This is a genomic window from Flavobacterium pokkalii, from assembly GCF_014596575.1.
Lineage (GTDB): Bacteria > Bacteroidota > Bacteroidia > Flavobacteriales > Flavobacteriaceae > Flavobacterium > Flavobacterium pokkalii.
Genome location: NZ_NASZ01000004.1, coordinates 188,407 through 201,573 on the forward strand (window position 1 = coordinate 188,407; position 13,167 = coordinate 201,573).

Annotated in this window: 7 protein-coding genes and 1 pseudogene; 6 read left to right on the plus strand and 2 right to left on the minus strand. The window is 35.2% G+C overall.

Annotated features, from left to right (window positions below):
- The first annotated feature begins 2 nt into the window (after positions 1–2).
- Both B6A10_RS05015 and lysA read left to right on the plus strand, forming a co-directional pair.
- A complete protein-coding gene (locus B6A10_RS05015; protein WP_055093500.1) occupies positions 3–1,457 on the plus strand; it encodes a glutamate synthase subunit beta in 1,455 nt (484 codons plus the stop codon).
- Positions 1,458–1,672: 215 nt separating this feature from the next.
- Positions 1,673–2,893, plus strand: a complete 1,221-nt coding sequence (gene lysA / locus B6A10_RS05020; RefSeq protein ID WP_188219952.1) for a diaminopimelate decarboxylase — start codon at positions 1,673–1,675, stop codon at positions 2,891–2,893.
- A gap of 59 nt (positions 2,894–2,952) precedes the next feature.
- Here lysA and pafA read toward each other — a convergent pair whose 3' ends face one another.
- Positions 2,953–4,566, minus strand: coding sequence for an alkaline phosphatase PafA (gene pafA / locus B6A10_RS05025; protein ID WP_188219953.1), 1,614 nt, complete (start codon positions 4,564–4,566; stop codon positions 2,953–2,955).
- 190 nt (positions 4,567–4,756) lie between these two features.
- On the opposite strand from pafA, the gene B6A10_RS05030 reads away from it, so the two are divergent.
- The 4 genes and pseudogenes from B6A10_RS05030 (at position 4,757) to B6A10_RS05045 (ending at position 11,229) form a co-directional block, all read left to right on the plus strand.
- Positions 4,757–6,154 carry an alpha/beta hydrolase family protein gene (locus B6A10_RS05030; RefSeq protein ID WP_188219954.1) on the plus strand — a complete coding sequence of 466 codons (1,398 nt, stop codon included), beginning with the start codon at positions 4,757–4,759 and terminating at the stop codon, positions 6,152–6,154.
- 331 nt (positions 6,155–6,485) lie between these two features.
- Positions 6,486–8,759, plus strand: coding sequence for a TonB-dependent siderophore receptor (locus B6A10_RS05035; RefSeq protein WP_188219955.1), 2,274 nt, complete (start codon positions 6,486–6,488; stop codon positions 8,757–8,759).
- 118 nt (positions 8,760–8,877) lie between these two features.
- Positions 8,878–9,764 (plus strand): annotated as a pseudogene (locus B6A10_RS05040) (dienelactone hydrolase family protein).
- Positions 9,765–9,996: 232 nt separating this feature from the next.
- Positions 9,997–11,229 carry an RsmB/NOP family class I SAM-dependent RNA methyltransferase gene (locus B6A10_RS05045; protein WP_055093512.1) on the plus strand — a complete coding sequence of 411 codons (1,233 nt, stop codon included), beginning with the start codon at positions 9,997–9,999 and terminating at the stop codon, positions 11,227–11,229.
- Positions 11,230–11,344: 115 nt separating this feature from the next.
- On the opposite strand, the gene rho is transcribed toward B6A10_RS05045, so the two are convergent.
- Positions 11,345–13,141, minus strand: coding sequence for a transcription termination factor Rho (rho, locus tag B6A10_RS05050; RefSeq protein ID WP_188219956.1), 1,797 nt, complete (start codon positions 13,139–13,141; stop codon positions 11,345–11,347).
- Between the last annotated feature and the right edge of the window lie 26 nt (positions 13,142–13,167).

Sequence of the window (13,167 nt, forward strand, 5' to 3'; positions counted from 1 at the left end):
CAATGGGAAAAGTAACAGGTTTTAAAGAATTCGAAAGAAAAGATGAATCATACACAGCAGTAGAAGAGCGTGTAGGACATTATAAAGAATTTACAGTTCCTTTGAGTGAAGCTGAAATTACAACACAAGGATCTCGTTGTATGGACTGTGGTATTCCATTTTGCCACAGTGGATGTCCGTTAGGGAATTTAATCCCTGATTTCAACCACATGGTACACCAGGGTGAATGGCAAAAAGCCTCTTGGATTTTACATTCAACAAACAACTTCCCTGAATTTACAGGGCGTTTATGTCCAGCACCATGTGAAAAAGCATGTGTATTAGGAATTATCAATGATCCAATTTCTATCGAAAACATAGAAAAAAATATTGTGGAACGTGCTTTCCAGGAAGGTTGGATTAAACCACAACCTCCAAAAAACAGAACTGGAAAAACAATTGCTGTTGTAGGTTCAGGACCTGCAGGATTAGCTGCTGCACAACAATTAAACAGAGCAGGTCACACTGTAACTGTTTTTGAAAGAGACAATGCTATTGGTGGATTATTACGTTACGGTATTCCTAATTTCAAATTAGAAAAAGAAATTATCGACCGTCGTATCGCTATCCTTGAAGCAGAAGGAATTACTTTCAAAGTAAACACTAACGTTGGTGTAAACTACTCTATCGAAGATTTGAAAGCATTTGATGCAATCGTTCTTTGTGGTGGTGCCACTGAAAGAAGAGGTTTACCAACTCCGGGAGCAGATGCTGACGGTGTAGTTCAGGCAATGGATTTCTTAACACAACAAACTAAAGTGGTTTGGGGTGAAAAAATCGAGAACCAGGTTTTAGCTACTGGTAAAGACGTAATCGTAATTGGAGGTGGAGATACAGGTTCTGACTGTGTGGGTACTTCAAACCGTCACGGTGCAAAATCAGTAACTAACTTTGAGATTATGCCAAAACCACCAGTTGGAAGAAGCGAATCTACTCCATGGCCATTCTGGCCTTTACAGTTAAAAACTTCTTCTTCTCACAAAGAAGGATGTGACAGAAACTGGTTAATTAACACCAAAGAGTTCATCAAAGATGCTAATGGTAAATTGACAGCTCTTAAAACTGTAAATGTTGAATGGAAAATGGTTCCTGGACAACGTCCGGAATTAATAGAGATTGAAGGTTCTGAAAAAATCTGGCCTTGTGATTTAGCTTTATTAGCTTTAGGTTTCACTGGTCCGGAGAAAAACTTAGCAGAGCAGTTAGGCCTTGAAACAGATTTCAGAAGCAATTACAAAGCCAACAATTACCAAACGAATGTACCAAACATATTTACTGCTGGAGATATGAGAAGAGGACAATCATTAATCGTTTGGGCAATCTCTGAAGGTCGTGAAGCTGCCAGAGAAGTTGATTTGTTCTTAATGGGAACTACTAACCTTCCAACTAAAGAAGGTGGAGATTTACCTCCGTTGTAGTCTTAAATAAACTTTACAAAAAGGCTATCCGAAAGCAATTTCAGATAGCCTTTTTTATTTTTAAACATTTCTTTTAAATCATTAACAATGTGATAAAAACAAACACAAAACTCACATTAGGTTTATTATATAACTTATTGTTAGAATTTGTTAGAAATATTTTTATCTATTGCAGTATCAATAAAGAATAATAAATTTGCGTAAAACTTACTAAAATGCAATCTAAAGACTTACTTCAATTAGCAGAACAATTTGGCACACCATTATATGTGTATGATGCCGAGAAAATACAATCACAATATAACAGACTGACTAAAGCTTTTTCTAAGGTAGAAAAACTGCGTATTAACTACGCCATGAAAGCTTTGTCGAACATTTCTATATTACAACTTTTAAAAGACATGGGTTCCGGATTAGACACCGTTTCTATTCAGGAAGTACAATTAGGTCTTCATGCAGGTTACGCTCCTGACAGAATCTTCTACACTCCAAACGGAGTTTCTTTGGAAGAAATTGAAGAAGTTCATGCTTTAGGAGTTCAAATTAATATTGATAACCTTTCTATTTTGGAACAATTTGGAGCAAAGCACCCACACGTTCCTGTTTGTATTCGTATCAATCCTCACGTTATGGCTGGTGGAAACGAAAACATTTCTGTAGGTCATATCGATAGTAAATTTGGTATTTCGGTACACCAATTACCGCATTTAGTTCGTATTGTTGAAAATACTAACATGAACATTGTAGGGATTCACATGCACACCGGTTCTGATATTTTAGATATCGAAGTATTCCTTTATGCTGCTGAAATCTTATTTGACGCTGCTAAAAACTTCAAAAATCTGGAATTCTTAGATTTTGGAAGCGGATTTAAAGTTCCTTACAAAAAAGACGATATCGAGACTGATATTGAAGAATTAGGTAAAAAATTATCAAAACGTTTCAACGCATTCTGCGATGAATACGGAAAAGAATTAACTTTAATTTTCGAACCGGGTAAATTCTTAGTAAGCGAAGCTGGTTTCTTCTTAGCCAAAGTAAACGTAGTAAAACAAACTACTTCTACCGTATTTGCCGGAATTGATTCAGGGTTCAACCACTTAATCCGTCCAATGTTTTACGGTTCTCAACACCACATTGAAAACATCTCCAATCCAAAAGGTAAAGAACGTTTTTACTCCATTGTGGGTTACATTTGTGAAACAGATACTTTTGCCAGCAATCGCAGAATTCAGGAAATTGCCGAAGGAGATGTCCTTTGTTTCAGGAATGCTGGAGCTTACTGCTACTCTATGTCTTCAAACTACAATTCAAGATACAAACCGGCAGAAGTTTTATGGATTAACGGAGAAGGGCACTTAATCAGAGCGCACGAAACTTTCGAAGATTTATTAAGAAATCAAATTGCTTTACCAACTTCGGTAGCAAAACAATAACAACAAAAAAGGGACTCAAAGTAGTCCCTTTTTTGTTTAAAACATAAATCGATACAATTTTAGTTTCCTAAAACTTCAGTTAACACAGCTGCTTCTGTACCATTAGGAAAATCGACTCTGATTTTTTGTGCAACAGTTGGCGCAATTTGAGTTATTACTTTTTTATCAAATGATTCGCCTTTCTTGATTTTCCAACCATAAAACAACAAAGGCACATGAGTATCGTAATTAAATGGCGTTCCATGTGAAGTTCCTTTTCCTTCATGTTCAATATAACCCGGTTTGTCCAAAATCACTAAATCACCATTTTGTTTAGGATCATAACCTTTAGCAATAAAATTTAAATAAAAATCAGAAGTATTTGCTGCCAAAATTTCTTCTTCGCTGTACACTCTTTTTAGCTGAGGTAAAGTCATCAAATACTCTTTAAAAACCTGCTTGACTTCATTTAACTGCAAACCTTTTTCTTTAATTATTTTTTTATCAAAAAACACATTGTAATTAGAATAATTCAAAACTACATCTGTTCCAAAACTTTTCTTAGAAAATTCATGCAACATGTTCGACAACTTTTTATAATCGACCGCTTCAACGGCATATTTATTATCTTTTAAAAAATTTACATTCTCAGCAGCCGCATGATCAGCAGTTAAAAATATCAAATAATTGCCTTTCCCTACTTTTTTGTCCAAATAATTTAGAAAATCAGCAATGGTTTCATCCAATCGCAAATAAGTATCCTGAACTTCCCTGGAACGAGGTCCGGTTAAATGTCCGATATAATCTGTTGACGAAAAACTAAGCGCCAAAAAATCGGTATCATTATCTGCTCCCAGATTTTCATTAGCAATAGTTTCTTTGGCAAAATCAGCCAAAATAGAATTCCCAAAAGGAGTTGACTTGATTACTTTAGCTCCTTTTGCAGCATACATTGATTTTAAATCATAAGGAAAAACCGGTTTTTTACTGCCATACAAAAGTCCTTCATAAGTATTATCATCGGCTATACTTTTATCATAAACAGATTCCGGTTTAAACAAATTCCAATCTTGACTTAAATAATTTTCGTAATATTTCTTTTCATTGAAATTATTGACCCATTTTGGTAAATCCTTTCCATAAAAAGTACTCGAAATAAAATTACCGGAATCGCTCATCCAAAAAGCCCAATTAGCAAAATGCCCTGCCGGAAGTATCGCTCCGCGGTCTTTAATACTTATTCCAATTACTTTCCCTTTAAAATTAGTTCCTAAACGCAACTCATCGGTAACCGTAGTCGTTTGTAAATTTAACGGCGACATTTGGCCTTCGTCTAAATCGGCTTTACCTAAAAGTGTTACCGAAGCATCATCCGTACAATATCTTGATTTTCCCACCGACTTATCAAACCAGGTATTCCCAACAATTCCGTGTACTGCAGGCGTCGTTCCGGTATAAATGGAAGCATGACCGGGACCGGTATAAGTTGGCATATAATTATAATGTGTATTATGAAAAACGTATCCTTCGTCCATTAATCTGCGAAAACCATTTGCAGAAAAATCATCCGAAAAACGGTAGAGGTATTCCATTTTCATTTGGTCCACAACAATACCAACAATCAACTTGGGTCTTTGCTGCGAAAAAGCATTAAAAATTGCTGCTAAAGCAATAGGTAAAAATATTTTTCTCATGATAATTTTTGATATAAAAGCAAAAATACAAATTCTTAAATAGTGTTACTATTAGGAAATTGTTAGGGAATTAATAAGACATGGCAAAGAATCTATTTTTCATTTGTCTGCTAATCTAACTTAAAAACTTATTTTTGTATTTAATAATATCCCATACCACTTTCAAAACTGTAGTTAGAAACCAGTAAACATGAAATACCGTTCCACACTTTTTACCAAGCAATTTTTTCAAAAAATAATTTTCTCATTATCTCTTTTTTTATTGATTTTTTCAAAAAGTATTGCAGCTACAGGAAAATGGAAAAGCCAAACAACCGGAAACACCATAACATACAAAACCACAGAATCCAAAAATCCGCTTACAGATTACTCCGGAAATTATGTGACGGTTGTTTATTTAGAAAATCTTTCTATAAAAAAAATTGGAAGATACAGCAATAAGAAAAATGTGAATTGGTTACTTTCACAAGGCTACCGTGTGATTGAACTTAACTACAAAAAAGATACGAACGCCAAAGCCTTAAAAATAAATGAAGACATCATTGCCATAAATGATTCTATCGCTGCGGGGAATTTTTGCGGTTTAAAAAACTGTTCGCTTTCCAAATCTTATGTATTATTTGAAGGATACCGAATAGCCAGAAATGTTTCATACTTCATTGATAATCCCAAAATTTACAACACTCCGGAGCAATATACCATTGGCGATTCATTGCACATGGATATTGTTTATCCCGCTAATCCTAAAGTAAAAGTTCCAACTATCTTATCATTTTCCTATAGTAATAGCTATGCTTTTTTTGATGATAAAAAAGGGATGCTAACAGATGCTTTTAAGGATCAAAGACTTTATCTGCCCTATTCTTTTGCCGGTTTTAATGATTCTGTTTTGGAAGGAGCACCAGCTCACGGGATGGCCTGGGCAATTGCCGATCACCCAAAATATTGCCAATGGGGAAAAGGAAAACCTGAAAATGGTCCAAATGATGCTTATAAATCGTTCGAGACTAACCCTGATGCAGCTCAAAAAGTAAAATCAGCAATTAGAACTTTGCGTTTTTTTGCCAATAAAATGAAACTTACAAATCGAGTAGGAATTTTTGGTTTTTCCCGAGGTTCCACTGCGGGCTCTATGGCTATTGGTGATAAAAAAATTGACGAAATTGAAAATGCCGGTTTTCATATCGGAGTTTCAGCTGACGTTCAGGCAGCCGCTTTGGGCCCTGGTGTTTTTGACTATACCTTAATATATAATACGATGGACGATGGTGATAAAAATTTAGAACAGAGATGTCCCTGGGTTTGGGGAAATTTGGAAGAGAACAGAAGCTTGTGGGAAACGATGGGTTCTTCTTTTTTAGTTGAAAAATCGGCTGCCCCTACTCTTTTCTTTTATAATACAGATGATGATCATTATTATGCCGATCAAATCAAACATTTCAAAAATAAATTGGACTCTTTAGCTGTTCCAACCTCTACATTAATCAATTACGGCAAGGGACATGCTATTCCGCAAACTGCTTCCTCCCTAAAAACACTTTATGATTTCTTTAAAAATCACCTAAAAACGCCTCAAATCAATAGATAAATCTAAAAAATCATTTGCTAGGGTCAATCATTAGTTATAATAATTCTAATTTTTGTTAAAATTTCAAGATCTCTGTTTTTTCCAATCTCATTTAAGAACCAATCTTGTAAAAAAAAACACAAAACACTAAAAATCAACAACTTAAAATACAAAATAATTTTTACATACAAAGTTTAATTCTGTTTTAAAAAAACTTACAAAAGAAATTTTAAACAACTTACGAATGTTTTGTTAATTTTTATTTTTATTTATTCCAAATAACATTTTGTAAAACCAAATTCAGGTCATACATTTGCATTGTTATTTTAAATAAATCCAAATAAAAAACTAAATGAAAAAAGTTTTACTACCCTCAATAGCATTATTATTTTCTATCGCTACACAGGCTCAGGAAATTGCTTCTGCATTAAATCATAATATTTCTGATGAGATTGTTTCTAATCCTTTCGATACCATAAAAAACAAAAAAGGTCAAATCCTTAAAGAAATTGTTGTTACCGGAAACAAACCTCATAAACCGGTTTCCGTTTCAAGATCTGGTATCAAACCAATGGATTTACCACAAAGTGTTCAGGTTATTGATAACGAAATCATTACGCAACAACAAGCTATCCGCTTGAGTGAAGTAATTAAAAATGCGAACGGAGTTTATGTAGGATCGGCTCGTGGTGGTGCTCAGGAATCATTTTGGTCAAGAGGTTACGATATGGGAGCCAACAATATGTTCAAAAACGGATTCAGATACAACTCCGGATCAATACCGGAAGTTTCTTCTTTAGAAAGAGTTGAATTCTTAAAAGGAGGTTCAGCCTTATTATACGGAAACGTTGCTCCGGGAGGAATTTTAAATTTGGTTACCAAAACTCCTAAATTTGAAAGAGGAGGAGAAATCTCTATGCAAGCCGGAAGCTACTCTTATTACAAACCTTCGGTAGATTTTTATGGCCCACTAAACAAATCAATCGCTTACCGCTTTACAGGTTCTTATGAAAACTCCGAAAGCTTTAGAGATGTTGTTAAAAATGAACGCGTTTATTTCAATCCTTCATTCTTATTTAAAGTTACCGACAAAACACAAATCACTGTTCAAGGTGATTATTTAAGCGCCGACTGGACACCGGATTTTGGTACAGGAATCATTGGAAAAGAAATTCTAAAAATGCCTCGTAATGCTTATTTTGGTGCTCTTTGGTCAAATGGTAACACTAAATCGGCAAGTGCATCGGTTTTAGTAAACCATGATTTCAATAAGAATTGGAAATTAAACTTTAACACTTCATTCCAAAACTATAAACGAACTCAAAAATCTACTGCTCAATTATCAGGTCTTGACGGCTATGAAACAAGAGGGGACTGGAACAGAGCGTTGACACAAAATGACAACCGTGAACAAATCTTTGGAAACCAACTTAGTTTACAAGGAATTTTTAATACCGGAAAAATTAAACACCAAATTTTCACCGGTGTAGATTTTGAAAATTCGCTAACTACTTCCTACACTTATGCTTTTAATGAAAAATCAGTAATGGTTAACGGAAAATATGTTGCTAATTTATACGACACAATAAATTTATTTGAATTTGACCCATCTAATCAAAGAACTGATATTCCAAATGCGACTGCTACAAAATACTTAAACACTGAATACAACCGTTTTGGAGTATATGCACAGGATTTGATTTCTTTTACAGATTACATCAAAGTTTTAGCAGGAATCCGATGGTCTTGGCAGGAATCTCAAGCTATTACCTATAATTTACCAACAACTGCTACAAGTGTATCAGAAGATCCTAAACGTTTAGACAATGCATTTTCTCCTAAAATTGGATTAGTTGTTCAACCATCAAAAGATGTTTCTTTATTTGCCAGCTATTCTAATTCATTTACTCCAAATACAGGAAACACTTACGATGACAAACCTCTTGATGCTTCAATTATCGATCAATATGAAGCAGGTGTTAAAACAGACTTCTTGAGAGGCTTTTTAAGCACAAACGTTACTTTATATATAATTAAAAATAATAATTTAGTTCAAACTGCTCCTTTTGAAGCGGATGGAGTTACTCCAAATACCAATTCAAATCTGAAAATCATGAGTGGTGAAACTAAAAGTAAAGGGGTTGAAATCGATGTGACTGCGAGACCTTTTGAAGGATTTAAAATCAATGCAGGTTATAGCTACAATGATATGAGATTTGGAGATGTTCCGGTTGCAGTAGGAAACTCAATCAAAGGAGATCGTGTGGCGAGAACACCTACCACAACAGCTAATTTAAGTTTCTTTTATACTGTACCAAGCGGTGTATTAAAAGGGATTTCTGTTGGAGCCATAGGAAACTACATTGGAAACCGAATTGCAGGATGGAATAATCGTTATATTGTTGACCCAAGTGATGCAACAAAACTAATCATTCAAGACCGTGAAGTTCCTGTAGATGGTTATGCTACAGTTGATGCCTCTGTAGGGTACGAATGGAAGAAATTCTCCATCTTATGCAAATTATCTAATATAACTAACGAGTTAAATTATACGGTTCACGAAAATTACAGTGCGAACCCTATTGCTCCTCGTCAGGTTTTGGCAAGTATCAAATACAAATTCTAGTCTTGATAATTTTATTTTTTTTTGTAAGCTCCTGTTTATTCAGGAGCTTTTTTTATTTAAAATCAATTGGATAAATAAGTATCTTTAAGTTCTTTTAAGAAACTAATCCTTTTTAAAAATGAAAAAAATAACCAAAGAAGACATCAGTCAGGAAATTTTTGATCTCTATGACGATTATGCACATAATAAAATCGAGCGAAGACAATTTATTGAAAAGCTATCGGTATTTGCCGTTGGAAGTTTGACTCTCCACTCTCTTTTGAGCTTTATTACTCCTGATTATGTCAATTCCGTCACTATTCAACCAAATGATCCCCACATTGATTCTGATTATATTTTTTACGAATCACCCAAAGGCGGTGGAAAATAAAAGGCTTGCTTTCTAAACCAAAAAATGCTTCAAAAAAACTGCCCGGAGTAATTGTCGTTCACGAAAACCGCGGACTCAATCCTTACATCGAAGATGTAGGTCGTCGATTGGCTGTGAACGGATTTATCAGTCTGGCTCCGGATGCTTTAACTCCGCTTGGTGGTTATCCCGGAAATGATGACGAAGGCCGGGAAATGCAGAAGAAAAGAGAGCGTTATGAAATGTTGGAAGATTTTATCGCTGCATATGATCATTTAAAAAATCATCCGGACTGTGATGGAAATGTTGGCGTCGTAGGCTTTTGCTTTGGAGGCTGGATTGCCAATTTGATGGCGGTAAAAATACCAAGCTTAAAAGCTGCCGTTCCTTTTTACGGTGGACAACCTACAGCCGAAGAAGCTGAACAGATTAAAACACCTTTATTATTGCAATATGCAGGTTTAGACACCAGAGTCAATGAAGGCTGGCCGGCTTTTGAAGCAATTTTGAATAAAAATAAAGTCGAAAACACCGCACATATTTACCCGAATGTTAATCACGGTTTTCACAACAATACTACTCCTCGCTATGATGAAAAAGCAGCAACTTTAGCCTGGGAAAGAACTATAGCTTTTTTTAAAGAGAAGTTAAAATAAGAACTCCATTTAAAAATATTATTTATCGCAAATTCGCAAATTAATTTCAGGAATATCAGATTTTAAAATTTGTGAATTTGCGGTATTTTTTTCTAAAGAACCTTTCTAAAACTTCACAGATAGAAACTACTTTTTAAAAATATTTTACGAAAGAAAAATCATTTTTACAGAATTAAAATTTTAATTTACTTTCAAATCATTTAATCTTACCTTTGCAGCTCAAATAATTAAGATGAGATTACACAGAAACCTAGTATATACTACTATTGATTCGCTAAATGCAATTTTTAACGAAGGAGAATATGCCGATAAAGTAGTAGCCAGAGCACTAAAAAAAGACAAGCGTTGGGGAAGTTCCGATAGAAAATTTGTTGCAGAAACCATCTACGAAATCGTTCGTTGGAAAAGATTATATGCAGAAATTGCCGATGTAAAAGAACCTTATGATCGCGATAATTTATGGCGAATGTTCGCTGCCTGGGCGGTTTTAAGAGGCTACCCTATTCCGGATTGGCGCCAACTGGAAGGAACTCCGGAGCGAAAAATCAAAGGACGTTTTGATGAATTATCAAAAAACAGAGCTATCAAAGAATCTATTCCGGACTGGATGGATGAATTGGGAGTAAAAGAATTAGGTGAAAAAGTTTGGGCAAAAGAAATTACAGCCCAAAATCAACAGGCAAAAGTAATCCTTAGAACCAACACCCTAAAAACAACCAAAGAGAAATTAAGAGCCATCTTAATGGATTTGGATATCGAAACTGAATTTTTACCCGATCAGGCCGATGCTTTGGTATTGAAAGAACGCGCCAATGTTTTCCTAACTGATGCTTTCAAACAGGGATTATTTGAAGTACAGGATGCCAGTTCACAATTAGTCGCTCCGTTTTTGGATGTAAAACCCGGAATGCGCGTGGTGGATACCTGTGCGGGTGCGGGTGGAAAAACGTTGCATATTGCTTCTTTAATGGAAAACAAAGGACAATTGATTGCGATGGATTTGTACGAAAGCAAACTAAAACAATTAAAATTAAGAGCCAAAAGAAACAGCGCTTTCAACATTGAATACCGTATTATTGACAGCACAAAAGTGATCAAAAAACTACACGAAAAAGCCGATCGCGTGTTGATTGATGCACCTTGTAGCGGATTGGGTGTTTTAAAAAGAAATCCCGATGCCAAATGGAAATTACAACCGGAATTCATCGATAATATTCGAAAAGTTCAGGCGGAAGTTTTAGAGAATTATTCAAAAATTGTAAAACCAGGCGGAAAATTGGTTTACGCCACTTGTTCGGTTCTTCCTTCAGAAAATCAGGAACAGGTAGAACGCTTTTTGAAAACAGAAATCGGTAAACAATTCACTTTTGTTGAAGACCGAAAAATCTTAGCTTCAGAATCCGGTTTTGACGGATTTTATATGGCTTTGTTAGAACGTAAAGAAAGTGTAAAAAAACAAGAATAAAGAGAATAGAATTTAGAAAATAGACAATGGCACATAAAAAAATCCTCGATATACTTGAGGATTTCTTTTATTCAATTTTTATCTTTTCTCTTTATTCTTTCTTCTATTCTCTTTTTTAATCGTTCATCGAAATCAAAAACTCTTCGTTATTTCTGGTTTTTCTAAAACGATCGTTGATAAATTCCATAGCCTCAATTGGATTCATATCCGAAAGGTATTTACGCATAATCCACATTCTTTGCAGCGTATTTTCATCCAATAATAAATCATCACGACGCGTACTTGAAGAAGTCAAATCAATCGCAGGGAAAATACGTTTGTTGGCAATTTTTCTGTCTAATTGTAACTCCATATTACCCGTTCCTTTAAATTCTTCGAAAATAACCTCATCCATTTTAGAACCAGTTTCGGTCAAAGCCGTAGCAATAATACTTAAAGAACCTCCTTTTTCAACATTACGGGCCGCTCCAAAGAAACGTTTTGGTTTTTGCAACGCATTGGCATCCACCCCACCGCTCAATACCTTACCAGAAGCCGGTTGAACGGTATTATAAGCTCGGGCTAAACGCGTAATTGAGTCTAACAAAATCACCACATCGTGACCACATTCTACTAAACGTTTTGATTTTTCTAAAACGATATTCGCAATTTTAACGTGTTCCTGTGGTTCTCTGTCAAAAGTAGAAGCAATTACTTCACCTCTTACCGAACGTTGCATATCGGTTACCTCTTCAGGACGTTCGTCAATCAACAAAACAATAAGATATACTTCGGGATGATTCGCTGCAATAGCATTGGCTATTTCCTTCAACAGCATAGTTTTACCCGTTTTTGGCTGGGCTACAATCATACCACGTTGTCCTTTTCCTATTGGAGAAAACAAATCGATAATTCGGGTAGAAATGGTACTTTCTCTTTCGGCTAATTTGAATTTTTCTGAAGGAAAAACAGGAGTTAAATGTTCGAATGAAATTCGGTCTCTCACTACCTGCGGGTCGTGTCCGTTAATTTTTAAAACACGTACTAAAGGAAAGAATTTCTCTCCTTCTTTTGGAGGTCTTACCACTCCTTTTACGGTATCTCCGGTTTTTAATCCAAACAATCTGATTTGGGATGTTGACAAATAAATATCGTCAGGAGAAGCTAAATAGTTATAATCGGAAGAACGTAAAAAACCATAACCGTCAGGCATCATTTCTAATACCCCCTCACTTTCAATGATTCCGTCAAATTCAAAATCGGCATCTCTAAAATTAGTGTTCTTCTTATTTTTGTGATTTTGATTCTGGTTCTGATTAGGATTATTTTGGTTTTGATTTTGGTTTTGCTTATTCTGATTTACTTCATCAGTTCGCTTGCGCTCGTGTGGATTTATTTTCTTTTGCGGAGCCGGAGTTGCAACTTCCGATGCAACATCCATTTGAGCAGTTTCAACAGCTACCGGATTATCATTAGTAGCCTCTTTATTTTCTTTGTTTTTCTTTAAAGCGACTTTCTTTTCATAATTCGCTTTATTAAACTTAACTGCTTTTGGTTTTTCGGCAGCAGCTGTTTCTTCTGACTTTTTATCAGATTCTCCCGCAACAACATCGTTTACAACAGTATCAGCCTGAAACGCTGTTTTCTCATCAGTTTGTTCCGCTTCTGCTGTTTCCTCATGAGCAACAACTTCATTCTTAGGAGCTGACTGCTTTTTAGCCGGGGTAATACGAACTCTTTTAGGTTTATTATCTGCCTCTGCCACGGGAGCTTCATCGACAACTGCTGTGGCTGCCAAAGAGCTTTGAAATTCCAAAATACTTGTAATTAAAGCTTCTTTTTTAACACCGTTATATTTTATTGTTTTAGCTGCTTTAGCTATTTGTTGAAGCTCAGAAAGCTTCATTTCTTTTAATGCAGAAATATCAAACATGAATATTCTATGAATTTAATTAAAGA